At 66.6% G+C, this 17894-nt stretch carries 9 protein-coding genes; all 9 read right to left on the reverse strand.

Features of this window, described 5'->3' with window-relative positions; translation table 11 throughout:
- Positions 1 to 5 precede the first annotated feature (5 nt).
- Entirely contained in the window at positions 6 to 3290 is a 3285-nt protein-coding gene (locus A39O_RS0112025) for a tubulin-like doman-containing protein (protein ID WP_020504905.1), read from the reverse strand.
- A gap of 266 nt (positions 3291 to 3556) precedes the next feature.
- Positions 3557 to 5551, reverse strand: coding sequence for a DUF262 domain-containing protein (locus tag A39O_RS0112030; protein ID WP_020504906.1), 1995 nt, complete (start codon positions 5549 to 5551; stop codon positions 3557 to 3559).
- A 163-nt stretch (positions 5552 to 5714) separates the two neighbouring features.
- The gene (locus tag A39O_RS0112035) at positions 5715 to 5939 is read right to left on the reverse strand and encodes a hypothetical protein (protein ID WP_020504907.1); all 225 of its coding nucleotides are present in this window, start codon (positions 5937 to 5939) and stop codon (positions 5715 to 5717) included.
- 50 nt (positions 5940 to 5989) lie between these two features.
- Positions 5990 to 8389 carry a vWA domain-containing protein gene (locus tag A39O_RS0112040; protein WP_020504908.1) on the reverse strand — a complete coding sequence of 800 codons (2400 nt, stop codon included), beginning with the start codon at positions 8387 to 8389 and terminating at the stop codon, positions 5990 to 5992.
- A 398-nt stretch (positions 8390 to 8787) separates the two neighbouring features.
- The gene (locus A39O_RS36530) at positions 8788 to 10608 is read right to left on the reverse strand and encodes an ADP-ribosylglycohydrolase family protein (protein ID WP_020504909.1); all 1821 of its coding nucleotides are present in this window, start codon (positions 10606 to 10608) and stop codon (positions 8788 to 8790) included.
- Positions 10601 to 11305 (reverse strand): DarT ssDNA thymidine ADP-ribosyltransferase family protein, encoded by a 705-nt coding sequence (locus A39O_RS0112055; RefSeq protein WP_026199350.1) that lies wholly within the window; start codon positions 11303 to 11305, stop codon positions 10601 to 10603. The genes A39O_RS36530 and A39O_RS0112055 overlap by 8 nt, the downstream gene beginning before the upstream one ends.
- Complete coding sequence (locus tag A39O_RS0112060; RefSeq protein WP_020504911.1) at positions 11302 to 12702, reverse strand: 3'-5' exonuclease; 1401 nt, start codon at positions 12700 to 12702, stop codon at positions 11302 to 11304. Before A39O_RS0112060 ends, A39O_RS0112055 begins: the two co-directional genes overlap by 4 nt.
- A gap of 556 nt (positions 12703 to 13258) precedes the next feature.
- Positions 13259 to 15655: a vWA domain-containing protein gene (locus tag A39O_RS0112065; protein WP_020504912.1), complete on the reverse strand. Its 2397-nt coding sequence runs from the start codon at positions 15653 to 15655 to the stop codon at positions 13259 to 13261.
- On the reverse strand, positions 15655 to 17802 hold the full coding sequence (locus A39O_RS0112070) for a choice-of-anchor X domain-containing protein (protein WP_020504913.1): 2148 nt from the start codon (positions 17800 to 17802) through the stop codon (positions 15655 to 15657). The genes A39O_RS0112065 and A39O_RS0112070 overlap by 1 nt, the downstream gene beginning before the upstream one ends.
- Positions 17803 to 17894: the final 92 nt, after the last annotated feature.

Raw genomic sequence — 17894 nt, forward strand, 5'->3', positions numbered from 1 at the left:
GCCGGTCAGGTCCCGCGGCGCCCGAAGCCGCGGTACGGGCTATCGGCCGACGCCGCCGCCGGGCCCCGGTCACCGGTCAACGCCTCCAAGACCGGGAGCAGGGCGCGCAGGATGGGTTGGTCAAGGGCATCCTCCCGGGTGAAGGCGCCGTCAAGACGTTTGAGGTTGAGTTCGCCCAAGACCCCCCGCAGGGACCGCGCGGCCGCTGCTGCCTCCTGCGCCACGCCCGCCGGTCCCAGGTCGTCCAGCGCCGCCTCGAGCTGATCGTCCAGGTCCTTGCGCAGCTCGTCGCCGGCGTGGATCTCGCCCAGGCGATAGAGTGCCCCGGCAAGGCTCGGGTGCAGGGGTACGGCGCGGGTGGTGCCGTCGCGGTGCCAAGTCCAGCCGCCGGTCTCGAAGGAGAACACACCCGCGGTCAAACCGCGGGCGAAGGTCGTCAGCGCCCAGCCCACGACCAACTCGGCACGCCGCGGATTGAGATTGGGAAGCGATTCCTCCCAGTGGAAGTCGGTGTGTAGTTTGTAGCCGCGGCGTTCGTTGGCGGTGACCTTGAGGTAGGCGTCCTCGATCTCGTGAGTGACGGGTGAAAAGTAATAGAGCGGGATGGGCAACTCCACATCGTGGACAATGACCAGGCGTGGGTCGTGCCCGGGGATGACCTTGACCTGGCGTCCGCCGCTGGACAGGACGTCCTCGAGCGCCGCGCGCAGACCTTGGGTGCCGCGCCCGTCCGCGGCGGATCCGCCGAGGACGGCGAGGCGGGTGCGGTTGACGATGACCCCGTCGTCCAAGGCGCGGGACTCCGCCGAGTCGACCCGTCCGAGCAGGCCGGCGATCTGGTCCAGGGCGCGCAGCTTGCGGGTGCGATAAGCGGCGCCGGCCGCCGCGTCCGCTCCGGCGCCCAGCACCAGGGCGGACTCCAGGGCCAGGCCCGCGGCAATATCCAGCCCCGCTTCCTCCGTGCCGCCGAGGATGCGCAGTCCCAGCCGCTCGCGACCCAACCGGACCAGGGCCTCGCGCAGATCCGTTACTGTCTGGTCGACGCCCTTCTCGACGACGCGCCCGTCGCCCTGGACCACCGGCTTCAACTGCTGGGCGACCGTACGGGCGAGCAGTTGGCGGTCGAAGGTCCCGAGATAGCGGCCCGCGGCGATGAACAGGGTGTCGTAGACCTCCCGCCACAGCCGCGTGCGGGGTTCCTCCAGGGTCTCGAAGACCTCCACGCGCAATGCGAACGGCGGCACCCGCGACGCATCACCGCGGCGCAACTGCTCTGCTTGGGCCTCCAGTTCCCTGACCAGACCATCCATCCGCGTGGCCAGGCGCACGTACTGGCGCGAGCGCCGCGCCAGATAGTCGAGCAGGGCGCGAAATTGGGCCAGGCGGACCTTGGCGTCGAGTAGATTGACCGCGGCCCCGCGCGTTTTGGTGTACTCGGCCTGGGCCTCCTGCTTGACCTGCTCGAATTCCCGCTCGCCGCGGCCAAAGAGATTGGGGGCCCCGGCGGCCCGCTGCAGCGAGCCGTAGATGTCCTCGCGCAGGCGCTTGCGCACCGCCGGGTTGGTCAGCAGATCGCCGCGGCCGGTCGCCTCCACCTGGCTCTCGGCTTCCGGGATCCAGGCGCCGCCGCAGACCTCGAGCAGGCGCACCACCAGATAGCGCTCGGCGATGGGGTCGAGCGCCAGGGCGGCGATCGCCTCGCCCTCCTCGGCCGCGCGTACCAGGGCCGGCAGGCCCAGGTCGACCAAACGGTTGCCGCCGCGGACCTCCTCCTCCAGTTTGGCGATGTAGTCGATGTAGGCATTGACGCTTTCCCGCGGGAAGAACATCGAGCGGTCCTTGATGGCGATCTGGTTGATGAGACCGCGGCGGGCCTCGGCCAGGCGCCGCTCGACCCGCGCCATGAGCGTCTCGCCGCGGGTCTCCTCGCCGCCCGCCGCGGGACCCGCCACGGCGGGCCCACGGTCCACCGACTCCACGAGTTGATACCAGTAGCCGTCGCGCAATTCCTCGTTGGCGTCCTGGCGGGCCAGTTCCTGCACCGAGGCGACGAAGGCGGCGTTGATCACCTGCTCACGTCCGGCGTCGGACATGCGCTGGAACTTGGCGTCGGTATAGTCCACGGCGAGTTTGGCGAGTGCCCGGGCACGGTCGTCGGTCGCCCCTGACTGGTCCAATCCGAAGGTGATCTGGGACCGTACCGCCTGGGCGGCGAAGCGCAGGGCACAATAGTCGGTGAGGTCCTCTCCGGGCAGGACCAGCGCGGCGGCCCCGTAGGCCCCGAAGTTCTTCGTGTAACCCTCGCCCAAGTCGCGCAGAGCGCCGGGGAAGCGCGTCAGACCCTCGAGGTTCTTCTCATAGTTATCGAGTTCTCCCGCCAACTTATCGATGATGGGGGTGAACACCTGCAGAAAGGCGGCGTCCGCGATCGCCTCCCACGGGTGGCGCAGCCCCAGATGGGGGGCGCGATCGAGGATGAAGGTCAGAAAGAACGGGCGGTGGTCGACCCGGGTGGGTTCCCGGCCGGTCTCGTTGCGCAGGTAGACGAAGGGCTCACTGGTCCGGCCCGCTTGTTTGACCTGGTCGTAGTCGAGCTTGGTGAGGTGCTCCAACTCCTTCAGCGCCGCATAGGTGTTGGCATGGATATCGGGGTGCAGCTCGGGCCCGACGTCGTCCGTCAGCAGGGTGGACAGCAGCAGGTTGGCGATGAGCCGCGGCTGCCATTGCTGGGCGCGGATGACCTCGTCAATGAGATAGGCGGCGGACAGGAAGGAACCGGAGCCGGTACCCCCGGCCAGCGTACAGTACAGGTAGACGTTGAGCTTCGGCGGTTCCTTCTGGCGCCAGGTCACCCCCGGCCGCAACAGGTCGGTGACCAGATCAACGAAGCGTTGCTTGATGGTCGGTGAGTGATAGAAGAATCCCAGACGCGATTCCAGGCGGATCTGCCCGGCCCCCGGATTGAAACCCGCGCGGGGCTGGTAGCCCCGGTCGAGCCAGACCTCGGTCTGCGCATCGCGCGAGCGGCGCAGGTTCTCCACGACCTTGGCCTTGTCGAAGGCGGCGATGTTCAGACGATTGGCCTGGGGGATCAGCTTCAGGCTGTGCTGGTCGTGCTCGTTGGTATCGATGCAGACGAAGGTGGTCAGCGGCTTGAGCTGGGTCTCCCAATTGGGCAAGCCCGCGGCACGGGCGGCGATGCGATCGACGATCTGCGACCCGACCCCCCCCAGCCCGACGAACAGGCTGGGGATTACGGTGCCCTGGTCGGTGCGGTAGGGGTGCGGCATAGGTCCTCCTTCATTGCGATTGATAAGTGGCGTGGTCCGATGTGACCCGCCGCAGCCGGTCTTGCACTGCGTGTCCACGGCCGACCTTCCCCGGCCCCACGGGGTCCGGGCTTCTTTGCCGGGCGCGTGCGCCCGCGGGGGTGCCTGGTCGACACGGGGGCAAGTCCAGGCCAGGCGCAAGGCAGGCGGACGCTGGTCAAAGCCAATCGAGCCTCTTCGGTTGCGGATCGCACGCTCGGCACACATCAGCCGAGATGTCCCCCCAATCAAAAACGCTTGGCCGCGAAGGCTGCAAGTCGCACTTGCCGAAGCAGCACATAGTCGCGCATCAAGGCCAGCTGCGTTACGCCGTTGAGGTCGTTGGACACCTGTCGCGCCGCTGCTGTGGTATTTAGATGAGCGCCGTACGCGTGCGGCTTGGCCAAGACCGGCGTAACGCGCAACGCTCGATTCAAGGCCGCGGGGATGAGCAGTTTGTTGCCCGGCCGATCAACGAAACCGCTTATATAATCTGCCTTACTCACGAACACGCGACCGGGTATTGCCAATGCGCGAATCGCCCGGAATTCCTGCCCAAAAAAATGTTCGATCTCCATCTCGGGCAGTCGATGCGCAGGCAATCCTTGGGGTAAACAGCATTCGTATTCGCGTAGCAGGTATCGCAGTGATGCAGACTGGTTGTCCCAATACTGCGAACGTGCAATCGACCCGACAAACTTGTCGCGGCTATCATAAGTCGAGAGGTAGTCCCGCCATGCATCAAGGAAGCTCTGCCCGGCAATCGGTGGGGTGACGCAGACCTGTTGCCATGCCGCGGTAAAGCCGCCCGGCTTCGAGCCGCCGACGATCAGGCGGAGCAACTCGGCGACATAGAGCGGAGTGACATCCCGAACACTCTGATCGGGAATGGTCTCGATTTCATCTCGAATGACCTGCTTCCACGGCATGTCACTGGGAACATTCGCCGACGCCTCGTTGTACAGGGCGATGAGGTCCTGCTTTATCGCTTGATTGGAAAGACGGATCTGGCCGAGAACCGCATGCCAGTCAGTGCCGCACAGATCAGGCACGGCGAGCAGTATTGCGAGCTGTTTGGCCTGCAAACCCAAGGAATCCAGGACCATCACATAGTCGTCAAGCGCGTCACGCTGCGGTGAAGCCGGGATAATGCCATTGACGAAGCTCGGCACGCCAAGCAGGTTGCCTGCACGAGCCAGTGTCAAACGATTTGCCAGCGCACTGTGCCGTGTTGCCAGGCTGCTGCTCTTTGCAACCACATCGCCAACAAGCCCCGCCGGGTTGTTACCCTGACCTGAAAGAAGAGCGCGGAAACTTTGGTAAATGCTTTCCAGACTGCCGTCGTGTGCCCGCGGATAGAGTTGATCTGGTGCGGCTCCGTAATTCTGTCCGGCGATTGGCTCCCACAGGCAAATCGCCAGTTGTCGCAGAAAGTCATCTTCGTTAAGGAGGCTTGCATCCAGATCGATTGAGAGGTAGACACGACCGAAACTTGTATTCAATGGTTGTGCCTGATTGAAGCCTCCGTTTTCGTCGGCTTCCATCGCCAGGCTTTTGATCTTCTCCAGTTTTGTCAGGTCTTTTCCACGATCATTCAGGGTCAAAAACGGACCCAATGTTGCACCGCGAGGAAGCTGCACCCACACCAGCTCGGTGTGCGCACCGATTAGAAATCTGTGTTCAGGGCTGCCTGCTATAAATGGCGGTTGGGGCGGCATAGCGAACAGCTCTTGAAGTCGCCGTTGACTGCGCGTGTTCATCGGGGGCACGGGATTGCCCATGCCGAGTAGCGAGCGCCAGAGTTCGTGATCTGTCGCAGGACTGAGTATGACTTTGGGAATCGTCCGTTCATTTGGCATCGTGACGTATCGCATCTTGCTCCCAGCGCAGCGCTCGAGCAGCCCAAAGAGGGTCACGAGACGCTGTTGGCCGTCTACGACGAGATGGACGCGAAAGATTGAGTCAGTCGCCTGAAAGCCATTGTTAGAAAGAGTGTTGATGTCTTCGTTGGCTGGATCGCTGTAGTTAGTCAGCAGTGCACTGTCGGGTTGTACTTCGATTGTATGAATCGCCCCAAAATAATGGATCGTATTTGGGTTATGACGCTGCCGGGCGGTGGCAACCTGTATATCCCGAATCATATCCTCCCGGTGTGATTGCTCCCAGGCATAGGGGCGCTGGAAGGTTGGGATGACGAAGATGTTGGCCTCGGTAAACAATTCCGAGGCGGCTTTGAACGTCATAACCAGATCTCCATCTGTGTTTCTCGATCACTCATCGCTTAGGTCTGCGGCTGTGGGGCCAGTGCGGCTCGGCAAGGCCGCTTAGTGTAGCCTCGGCGGGGCGTTGCGGTGCGTTCCTCACTCCAACAATTTTGCGGTAGCCGAAGTCGGCGAGGCGCCCCATTCAGGCGCCCACCACCAGTGGATAATCGAAGGCGTCGCGCGGCGCCTCAAGTTGGACAGAGCCGTCGCGCGCAGCCTGGGCCTCCATGAGCCGGCGGGAAACGTCGCGGGCGATCTCCAGGGTCTCGGCAAGGGTGTGCGCGACCAATCCGGGGATAGCATCCGAGGTGGCCAGGTACAGCCCCTGGGGCAGGCGCTCGATGTGCAGGTTAACGATGCGCTCCATGGTCGATGACTCCCCGTCCTGGTCGTCGATGGTCCAATCCTACACCCTGACTAACCGGTCCGCAGCTCGAAGAACAGGGTCCCGGCGTCCGTGCGGTAGGTGATGCCGAGCTGGGCTTGGCACCCGTGCGGGCTCAGCGCGACCCAGCGCCCGTCGTCGCCGCGGACCTGCAGCAGGGCGCCACCCATGGCCGTCAGGTGCACCCCGGCGCGGCCGGCGCGTAGACTGGCCACGGCGTGGCCGGGGCGGGCGCCGAGGCGGTAGTCGGCCCGGACGTAGAGGCGGGCATCACGGTAGAAGCCGCTTCCGGCCCCCCGCTGGGCGCGGATCAGGTAGGGGAAGCCTTCCTCCAGGTCGGCCTCCGGCGAGATCTGGACACTTAGGTTGCGTGGGAAGCGGAAAGGGGAAACGTACCCGTGGATGATGACACCCAGCACCGCGAGCCCCGCGACCCCGGCCAGGACCGGCCACCAACAGACGAGCCAAGGGGCCGCGGTCACCCCCAGCGTCAGCGGGACGGCCGCGGCGATGGCCTGTCCGTCCGGGCGTACCGCGGTGACGCGGATATCAAACCCGGTGCCCGGCGCGACGGCGGCCGGACAGCGTCCGATGCGCAGGCGCAGGGGCAAGGCGCGGGCCTCGTCCTGGCGCAGGGTCAGTGTCTGGGGCCGCGCGCCCAGGGGCTGCCACCCTTGGCCGAGGTCCAGTTCCAGGGCGGTACCGGGGCCGTCGTAATCGGCGGAGACCGCGATCGCGTATTCACCGGCGATACGAACGAAGGACAGATCGAGCGTCCCCTCGAGGCGGACCCCGCTGGATCCTTCCCCGAGGTCGAGGGGGATAGGGTCGCCCAGGGCGATTTCGCCTAAGACCCGCACCTTCGCCTCGACCGGCGCCGTCGGGCTCGACCCCGGGGCGGTGAAGCGCAGCGTTGCCTCGCCCAGGGTCCGCGGCCGCCAGGTGCCGGAATAGTGCCGGGGCTGGCCGCGCGCGGGCACGGGCGGCACGGCCCGCAGGGTCAGGGTCTGCCCGTCGTTGTCGGTGACCCGCACCGCGTCGGGCTCGGCGAGCAGCCGGGCCTCACCCACCGGTTCCAGTTCGACCGCGACCGGCAGCGGGACGCCCACCGTGGCCCGGTCGGCTACCTGGGCGTGCAGGACCCAGCGCGCCGGGGCGACCTCCAGGTTGAAGGCCCGCGTGCGCTCCAGGTGGTCGGTGGTCAGGTGCAGCCGCAGGTTCATCCGGCCGGCGGTCGCAAAGGTCAGACCGGCACTCAAGACCCCGTCGCCCGCGATATCCCCGTCCTGGCCGTCGTCGCGCAGGTGCAGGCGGCGGCCGTCGGCCTCCAGGGTCACGGCGAGCCCGGGGACCTGGCGTGGATCCACCACCCGGTCGCCGTCGGCGGTATCCACCAGTTCGACCGCTAAGCGGGTCTCGGCCCCGGCCGCGACGGTGGCCGGCGGGGTGAAGCGCAGCCCCAGCGAGAAGTCCTGCAGCAGCAGCCAGCCGGCGCCGGCGGGCAGGTCGGGCGCCCGAAACCGCCAGGTGCCCGGCCGGGGCCGGTCGAGCCGGACGATGCGATAGGCGCGGGTGCGTCGGTCGGTCCCCGTCGTGGTGCCGCCGCCGCGGTAGTCGAGATCCAGGGCGGCGGCAGCGGGGTTGCCGGGGAGGGAGACGAGCGGCGCCATGGAACCGTCCGCCGCGACCAACAGATAGGCGGTGCGCACGAAGGGGGCAACGGCGACCCGGATCTCCGGTCCGGAGAGGACCCCGCCGGCGGGTTGGCGCGCACCCAGAAAGCGCTGGTAGATCTCGCCGACGGCGGAGACCAGGCCCGCCGCGCGGGCGGCATTGCGGGTCAGGTCAAGGTCCGGGTGCCCGGAGAAGCCGCCGCCGTGGCTGCCGAGGTTGACCACGGCCAGGGTCGCCCCGTCGTCGCGCAGCCGCTTGAGTTCCGCGGCGGTCTCGGGTCCGCAGGAGAAGTCGGTGGCATCGGTGATCAGGATCATCAGGCGCTGCATCGCGGGCGTGGCGGCAAAGCCCGCGGCCAGGGTGCGCAGCGGCGCGGTGAACAGCGTCCCGCCCCCATAGTGGATCGCCGCGTCGAGCCGACCCTTGAAGGCGGCGCCTTGGCCGGCCTGACCGGCGCCGAGCGCCAGCGCGGCGTCAGGGCGCGGACCGTCGTCGCAGCCGGTGCCCGGGGGGATCCAGGCGACGGTGAGTGCGTCCTGGGGACCCAGCAAGTCGGTCAGGATCTTGGCAATCTGCACTGTGTAGCGGGGGGCGTCGGTGTCGGCGCCGTCCATGGATGATGAGGTGTCCAGCACCAGTCCGATGTGACGGCCGCCCGGCTCCTGCGCCCAGGCCGCGGGGAGGATCAGGACCATGACCAAGGCCAGGACCCGAAGGATGCGGGCGCGGGTGGTCGGGGCTGGGTGGCTTGCGGTCATCGGTCTATCCGTCCTGGTCGGTGGACATCGAGCGGGCCTAGGCGCTGTGGTCGGAATGGGAGCGGATACCAACATGAGTCAATTGAGAGGTATGGTCTCGCATCACGAGCGCGAGATCGCCGAACTGCGCGCCAACCGGAAACTGACGGCCGTGTACCGCAAAGCGGCGATGGAATCGCGCGATGATCGCGACCAGCTAGCCGCTGGTCTCCTGGCGCATCGCGGCCGAAACCCACGGCGGGTTGGGGGCGGTGGGGGCCGACGCCGGCATCAGGCGGGGGTGGTTGTACCGCTCCCTGTCATCCAGAGGCAGCTTTGGACAAACTCCGGCTCAAGAAACAGCGGTGATGCATTGATGCAGAACGCAACGATCTGCGCGATAGGCCGATAGAGGCTCATCATCGGTCGCGCCTCTCGATCAGTTCGACGACGTTGCCGTCGGGGTCTATGACGTGCAGAGTCCGGTCTCCCCGACGCCCTGCTGCAACGGGCCTGGCCGGATGCACTTGATATTCCGATAGGCGCCTTTGGGCCGCTTCGAGGTCATGCACCGGAATCTCGATCAGGTTGCGTCCGTTTGGCTGATCCAGCTTGATCGTGCCTCCCGACAGATCGACAGCGTGGCGTCCTTCGACGAGGGAGAGTGGCCCGTAGGACACGAGCTTCTGAGTCTTTCGAGTCGGTACTAGACCAATTGCCCGTTCATAGAATGACGCCGATGCCGACACGTCAGCGACAGAGAGCCTAATGCTCATGGCCTGTGTCTCAGGCGCAGCAGCCGTCATCGGTTGCCCGACATCGTTGTGGCGATCGGTATCCTGGCGTTGAGGCTTCTCTTTCGATTTTCGCCCGAGCTTGTTGATGTAGAGCGTCTGGCCATCGGACGTCTCAAGCTGCCACGCTTGGGCGATAGTGTCGCTGGACAGTGACTTGAGAGCAACCATCGCCATAACCCGAACCCGCCGAGAGCCATCTAGATCGACACTGTCCTCGCCGCGCCGCGCCAAGGCCGCGCGGAGAGCGTCTAACTCCTTCTGGCTGATTGTCCGTGAGACGGGTGCTGCCTCGCTGGCGCGCAACGATTCCTGCGCCACGGTGTTTGCCAGCCGCCGAACATAGTCGCTGTCTTGAACGGAGAGCCAGTCGCGCGGGAGCCAATCGTAACCCGCGAGGCACCCCGCAAGGCCACCCGTCATAGCCGCCATGGTGTCCGTATCGGCCCCCCTGGCGAACGCAGCGCTGACCACGGCCTGCGCTGGTTGGGCGGCGTAGCGCGCGATGAGGTAAACCGCAGCCGCCGTGCTGATCGTGCCGGAACCCTTTGCCTTTCCGAAGCAGCCTAATCGCCGTAGAACCTCGTGATCGTCGCCGATGGCGCCGGCATCGATTCCCGCGCGCACCTGACTGACCAGCTCACGCATTTCGCTCACAACGTCGCGCCAAATCCCCTCATAACGTCCCTGCGATTGCTGGTTTGCTGCATCCAGCCATCCATTCTTCGCATGCCCCGATGCCGGAAGTTCGCCCCATACCGCAATGTTATCGTTGATCTGCTCGACAAGTTCTCCGAACCCGATTGTGTGCTCCGCGCGCAATAGCCACCATGCGGCATACGCATAAGCGGTCGCCCCGATGATTGCGCGCGGGTGCCCGTGTGTAGCAACGGCGTCGTTGATCACGTCCCGCATAAGGATTGAGGGATCCAGCGCTCCGGCGTGAAAGAGTGCGTGAGGTAGTACTCGCATCGCGACGCCGTTTCCCCCGGCATCAAAATAGCGTCCGACCTGTTCCGGGTCTGGGCTCTTCCATGGCGCTGTACCCTTGACCCAAAGTTCAGCCGCTCGCTTAGTGGCACCTCCACCTCCGCGCTCGTATAGCGTCCATAGAGGAAGCTCCGTGCGGGTGAACGCCGTCCACCAGCCGGTCCCGGGGTAGAGGCGCGAGCGCGCAACGGCGAGGGCGAGCTGCGTGTCGTCGCTATACTCTCCGCGGCGGATAATCTCCTCGTATGGAAAAAAGCGCCCGCCGCCGCGTCGCACCCATTCGCGGAATTCAACCGTCGGCGTGCCGGCGGAAGACTTTCCGGCAATCAGCTTGCTCGGGAACTCCTGCGGCCAGCCGAGCGCGTCGCCGGCCGCCAGCGCAATGAATGCACCCTCAGCCTTGGCGCGCCGGCAACCCGCTGCTGGGGGCAATTCGTGGTTCGTGAGATCAACCATCACTATCTCCCGCGTAGAACTGGTCCTCCACTGGCGAGCGCCCGACTCGGAGCATAGCGCTCAGCCCATTGGCGTCGAAGAAGTCAGGGGCAATCAAGACACATGGCACCTGCTCGCCAAGGGTCTGCAGGCGCGCAATTTCCCGTCTCGCTTGTGCTACGTCGATGACGACGATGCCAAGCAGATCCTCTCTATCAACGTGGTCTGGAATCAGAATTTCCGCCTGTTCGTCGGTGGGTACGCTTGGCGAACGAGATGGCCCGCGCGTGTAAGTCTTGTCGTAGGCGCCGATGACGCTGGGCGCATACATTGCCTCGAACGCATCGGCACCCTCTTCTATGAAACGTCCGCCGCCAGCCGCTGCGTTTCTCGGACAGAACTTCGTGCCATAGGTCCACAGGTAGTGCGGACGAAGAAGGAGGACAACCCAGTCACGGAAGATCGCATCCTTCACTCGGGCCTTTCGGAAATACCAGGCATTAGGATACTGGATGGAGCAACATACATGGTTGCGATAACCGTCGAACCGCTCGAGGTCGGTTGGGTTAAACACAGCGCGCTCGTCCACGGTGAGCTTGTGCGTCGCCAGCAAACCTCGAGGGTCAGTGGCAATGTGAACGAGGTTACGCGATGGTGTAAAGTGGCATAGTCGCGTAATGCCGCGCCGCAGCGCACTGTCATGTATCGCCCCGATCATCGCCTGATCCTTTGGTAAAGGCCGGCGTCGACGGGCAGCAGCGCGGTCTGCGCGCCAGTGTAGGTGACTATGAGGTTGGCTCTCGCTCGCGTGACGGCGACATAAACTAGGCTAATGTCTCGCGACGCGGCGTCCGTCTGGCCGAACGTAGCGACGTCCGGCGGGTGCGGCAGGCGACCGGAGGACATAAAGGGAAGCACAACTACATCGAACTCGAGGCCCTTTGCCGCATGGTAGGTCCCGTAGAAGATCCCCGGACCATCAGGCCAGCGGTCCAAGTCGCCGTGCAGGCGCGTCATCCCGTCAGGTATAAGGCGCTCCAAACGGTCTTCGGCTTCCCGGTCTCTGAACAGAACCGCCACACTCTGGGTTTGGCCGAAACGACGCGCAAGGCTTGCTACAAACTGCATCTCGGAGTCTTCCGAACCGAACGAGACAAGCGCGGGAAGGGGGCCATCTGCGGTTGGCGACTTCGGGGCAACGAGGTCGGGATCGGTCGAGAACGGCGGCATCGCCGCGATGGCGAGTGCGAGCTGCGCAATCTGCTTCGAATTTCGGTAGTTTTGCTCGAAACGCCAGACGTTCTGGACATTGAGTCCCGCAGTACGCCACGACATCTTGTTGCCATAGATCTGCTGCGCCATGTCGCCGAAGAATGTCAGGCTCCCGTTTGCCGGTACAGCAGTCGCAAGGGAGCGCAGCATCATGGGCGAAAAGTCCTGGCCTTCGTCGATCACTACGTGCCGATAGTGCCGACCTACGGCATCCAGGCTGAGTTCCTCGACCACCGCACCGGACAGGTCGTCCCAATCGTATTCCTTGCCGCTTGCCGCTCGGAATGCTTTGTAACGTTCATAGAGATCGAACACGGCAGGCCGGTCAGCGCGAGCCACTCTCGTTCCAGCACGATTGACGCGATCAGCGGCTACGTATTCGGCTGCGGACAAGATGCCATGCTGAGCCAGCCAGCGCAGCTCTTCGACAAGGAACTCGACCGGTCGCTGAAGCACGGTGCTCGTCGCGCCTGCGGCGAGCGCCTCAACGAGCGCTTTCCGACAGAACACCCTTTGTTCTTCCGGACTGGAAATGCAGTTCCATCTCATGCGTCCCCGGTTGTTGAGATAGCCGCGGGCAAATTTGTGGTAGTTCCGTACATCCACGTCGCGCGGAATAGTGCCCGCGAGACTCCGGAGGTATGCAACGAGACAGCGGTTAAACGTGACGAGCAAGGTGCGCCCATAGTGGTCCGTGCCCGGATGCGCAAGGTATAGGGAGCGATGGACCGCAAGGGTGGTCTTTCCGCTTCCGGCCGTGCCAAGGACGACCAAATGCCCTTGCGCGGGCAGGCACAGAACCTCCTTCTGACGCCCGATCGGTTGGGGCAGACGGGTACTCATTATCGGGCTATATCAATCAGCACGCCGACGGCGTGACAACAATTACTGACAGCTTTAGTCACTTGCCGCATTACCACTTGCTTATTCAAATGAGGGCCACCGAATTTCAGCCTTCGGATGCTCCGCGTGACGGAGAGGAGATTCAACCGCGAACAGCTATTCCAGAAAGACTTGCCGGGATTGCCGGGTCAGCTGTGCCGCCATCTGAATCAGACTTCTCAATGCTGTTCTTTGCTGGAACCCGGAGAAAGTGCCGCCGATCTACCCGTAGCGCTCGTGGGCCAAGTGATCAGCGTACGACGCGGGCATCCGGCAGACAAGCGCGCCCTGACGGACCGGTTGCACTCTTTCCACGGACAAGTCTGGTCGGCTGGGCAGGATCGCAAATCCGCAAAACCATGCGAGAAAGTGGTAAGAGGGCGCGTAAGTATATGTCATTACAGTACCGACGGCTCGGGAAGTTTAGTAGCGGTGGGCGGGCTTGTGACGAAAGCCGGACGGCGGGACTTGCCCGGATTCGGAAACGGGGTCATCAAGCAGGCGTGTCACGACTGTTTCAGACCGGCTGGTCGTAATCGAACCGCAACCGCCACGCGTCGCCCCCGCGGCTCAGGCAATACTGTCGTCGCGCCTGGACTCGGTAGAGCCCTGGCCCCGCCAGCGGCAGGTCGCCACCGTCCGCGGCGACCAGGCCGACCCCGGGCGCCAAGGCCAGTCCAAAGAGCCCGGGGTCGTGCGGCACCACCCAGGCCAGTGGCTCCTGATGGGACACGGGATCGAGTATGGGGCGCCGCGGGGCGTCGCCGATGAACCTGACCAAGGGATTGCCCATGGGCAGCGGGCTAGTCGCCGCGGGTGGTCCCTCCCCGTGCCACAGGGCATAGCGCAGGTCCGGCGGCAGTGCGCGCCGCCCCTGCCACAGCCACAGGCCCAGCGTCAGGGCCAGGGCGGTGGCGGTCGGCGGGGCCAGGGCCTGCCAGTCGATGGGGATGAGGCCGGGGGCCAGGACCGACAGGCGGGCGGTAAAGGGGCCGACCACGTCGAAGTCCTCGTAGGCCGGATGCATCAGCCGCAGTTCGAGTCCAACCGCCAGGCCCTCGGCGTTGGCCGCGATCCGCGGGCGCCCCAGGTCCAGGCAAAGTTGATGGGGGCCGAGCAACCGCGCGGGCGACAACGCCTGTCCCTGGCCCCAGGGAGTGCCGGCCGGGCCGCCGGCGGGGACCCCGGCGCGCTCCTGGAATTCGATCGGTCGGCCGTCCAGGCGCCAGCGCGCCCCGGCCAGCTCGGCATCGAGCAGGCCCGGGGCGCCGTGCGTACTCAATGTCGCCTTGATACCGTACGGTGGGGGGCCGAGGATCGCGAGTCGCTCCGGGTGATCGGTCGCGATGGTGAAGTCGACGCACCGGTTGAGCTCGCGCGGGGCCAAGGGTGCGGGGCCGATGGGGGCCTCGGCGGGTTGCGGGGTCAGTGCCAGCCGGGGGAAGACCATGATCGCGTGGGCCGTGTCGCAGGCGAGCGTCGCCACGGTCTTGTCCCCGCTCTTGGCCTCGACCTCGACGAACCCCTGGTAGGGCTGATCCCGGTCCTGCGCGTTCTCCGGAAAGCTCATCCAGATCTCGTGGCTCACCCCCTCCGGCGTCAGCCGGGCCGAACCGCCGGCCGGCGGTGTCTTGTCGCCGCTCCAGGCATAGCCGCAGGGGCCGGTGCGCGGGCCTTGAATGCGAAAGGCCAGGTTCACGTCGGGCTGGTTGCCGGCCGTCCCGGCGGCGGAGCTGACCAGCACGCGCAAGGCAAAGCGCACCCCGGCCATGACTTGGCCGGCTTGACGCATCTCCTTGGCCTGGCCGACCCCGTCCGCCGGCGGCACCCGTCCGGGGCGCACTTGCAGCAGGGGCGCCACCGGGCGCAGGATGGCCAGGGTCGCCGCCGGGTCGCTGCCCTTGAAGGCGTAGGACCCCGGCGCCGGGCCCAGCACCCATTGCAGGGCGTAGCTGGCCCCGGGTTGGCTGGCCGTCACCACCCCGCCGGGGGCGTTGGGACCGGGGGTCAGGGCCTGGGTCGGGGGCTTGGGTCCCGCCGCCAGGGTGACCAGGGCGACCTTGGTCGGGGTGGTCCCGGCCTCCAGGTCGATCCCCTGGGGCGGCAGATCGGCCACCTTGACCGGCGGGTCCACCGCATAACCGAAACTCAAGGAGAAGATGTCGAGCATGGTGGTCGTGAGCCGGCGGCCGTCGGGGTCGACGAAAACGCGGCCCAGGGGCCGGCCGGAGGCGTCGTGGACCAGGTCATCGAGCAGCCCGCGATTGGCCATCGCCGCCGGGCCGAAGCCCAGGATATACAGGCGTACCCCGGCGGCGGCGGCCTCGTCGCGCAGTCCCCGCAACAGGCTGCGTTCGGCGTCGCGGGTCCGGTCCTCCGGGACCCCGTCGGTGATCAGGACCATGACCCGAGTGTCTTCCGGCGGGATTCGCGGGTCCTTGAGTGAGTCGAGCGCACGGCGCAGCCCGGGGTAGTAGTAGGTCCAGGGCCCATCGTAGGGGACCTGCTTGAGCGCGTCCGTGAAGGCGGCGCGGCCCGCCGCGTTCTGCGTCGCGGCGACGATGGCCGGCGCGGTACTGACCGGGGGCGGTGCGGCGGTGTCGGTCCACTCCTGCCAATGATCGAAGGGATAGACCGCAAAGCTGTCCGGGCGTCTGGGGAAGGCGGGGTTGGGGTCCACCAGGTCATAGAGCAGGTTCGTGGCCAGCACCGCCAGGCGCCCGGGGTCGTTGGCGGGGGCCCCCTTGATCCCTTTGAGCATGGACAGCGAGGTGTCCAGGACCACGCGCACATGGTTGCCCTCCGCCCAGGCCGGGGTCCCGGCCCCGGCCAGCAGTGCCCCGATGGTGAGGCGCAGGGCGAGGGCCGGCAGCAGGGTCGGGGCCGGTCGGGACGATCGGCGGATCGTGGTCATTACCGCCGCACCGCGAGGCGAAAGAAGGGGCCCGAGTCACCGATGCGGTAGACCTCCCCCGGCCGCACCGGTTCGCCCTCGTCCGGCACCGGGGCGTAGGACCCGTCGTAGTCCTCCCGACTGAGCTTGAGCCCCGGCTGGGGGCTGATCCGGGCAAAGAGCCGCTCGGCCGCGAGCACGGCCAGGGCCCCGGCAGCCCGTCGGGTGAGGCGGAAGTTAGGGTGCAGATAGGCGCGTGCACTGCGGTAAAAGCGGACCCCGAGACCGCGCCAGGCCCGCAGGGTCTGCGGCGGGTAGGTGTCCAGTTCGTCGCGCTCGGGGGCGAAGCTGATCGCCAGCGCGCGCGGGAAACGATAGGGCAGGATGTAGCCCAGGGCGATGACGACGGCGACGGCCAGGGCCAGCAGGGACAGGATCAGCCAGCCCCAACGCTGCTGGAAGGTCAAGCCCACCACCTCCCAGCGCAGGGCGATCTCGAGGCGCTGGTCCGGCCGGTCGCCGGCGTCTACCGCGAGGCGCAACCAGGGTTCGCCCAGGGCGTTGGTACTGGACGCCGCCGCGGTGACCTCCAGGCACAATTCCAGCGGATCGCCCGCCTTCCAGGGGCGGACCCCGCCGCCCGGGGTCAGCAGGGTGGGTCCGGCATGCAGCAACAGCGTGTGGCCCGCCGGCACCGGGCGCAGGGCCTCGAGCACGAAGGGCATCTCGCCCTGGTGCTCGACCGCCGGGCTCAGAGCGCGGCAGGCCCGCCCGGGGGCCGCGATCCGGCCCAGGTCCAGCGTGAGCGGCGGTCCGGTGTAGCGGAAGACCCCGGCGACTGACACCGCCGCGGTGGCCCGGCGGTCGGCCACCGGGCTCGTCAGGTGCAGCCCAACCGGAACCGCACCCGTGCGGTTGAAACGGTACCAGGCCGAGAAGAGCCCGTCCCCGGCGTGTTCGTCCCCGTCCTGACCGTCGTCGTGCAGAGCGACCTCCTGGCCCTCGAGGGTGGCAACGATGCGCGCTCCCTCCAGGGCCTGGGCGTCCGCGACCGGTTGGAGCGCGCCTCCGGCACGGATCGCCGCAACCAGCCGCACCCGCTCCTGCGCCCGGGCCGACCGGGGTTCCAGCAGGGCCGGGATCAGGGACGAGCGCTGGACCAGCGCATAGGCAAGCCCGGCGCCGCCGCCCTTGGCATGGATCCGCCAGACCCCGGCGGTCGGGTTGGTCATATGGGCGACGCGGTAGGCCCCGGCCCCGGGCAGGCGGTCGGCGGCATAGTCCGCGCGGACCTCGCCGCCGGGACCCATCAGGCTCACCTCGCCCAAGGTGTCGTCGCCGTAGACCACCGCCCACAACTCCTCGACATTGGGCCGCACGTCCAGGTCCGGGGCCTTGGCCACCAGGTTGTCCACCCGATAGGGCGCGTGCACCAGCCGACGGAAGACCTGGGCGAAGCTGCGCATCAGCTCGGCCGGACTGTTCACCCGGTCCACCGGCAGATTGAGGCGCCGCGGGATGGCGGGATCACCGCGCCCGAAGACCATGGCGCGGATGTCCACCCCGGCCTGGCGCAGCGCATTCACCGCGGGGGTCAAGGCCTCGACCTGTTCGTCCTTGCCGTCGGAGAGCCAGACCACGGTCCGGTTCGTACCCGGCTGGCCCGCGGCATCGTGCTGGTCGAAGAGCCCCTGGGCGGCGCGGAAGGAGAGGAAGAAGAGACTGTTGTTCGAGGTCTGGGCGAGGTGGGCGTCGAGCCGCTGCTTATAGGCCGGATCAGCGCGCTCCGGGCGCGCCTCCAGTCCGTAGCGCCCGCGGCGGGCGTCCTCGGCCCAGTTGGTCGTAGGCTCCACCAGGTCGCAGCGGTCGTTGGGGTCCTCGCTGCACGCGTTCTCGACGCTGGTCTCGCGCCGGGGCAGGAGTGCCGCATCCCGCGTCAGGTCCAGCACCCGCACCACCGCCAGATCGCCGGGGACGATGTCGGAGAGCAACTTGGCCACCAGGAGCGAGGAGCGCTCCCGGTCCATCCCCGGCTGGCTCATGCTTTTCGAGGTATCGACGATGACCACCAGGTCCGGTGCCGCCTCCGCCACCGGCACCGCGGCGCGTACGGGATCACCCCCGACCCAGGCCAGGAGGCAGATGAACAAGGGGATCAGTGACTTCATGCGGCGACTCCATTGCGCCCGGCAGGAGCCGGTGGCGGACACAGGATAACCTGAGCGGGGGCGGGGCGGGAAATGGCTTCAGAGTCTCGGCC

It is taken from the genome of Lamprocystis purpurea DSM 4197, from assembly GCF_000379525.1.
GTDB lineage: Bacteria > Pseudomonadota > Gammaproteobacteria > Chromatiales > Chromatiaceae > Thiodictyon > Thiodictyon purpureum.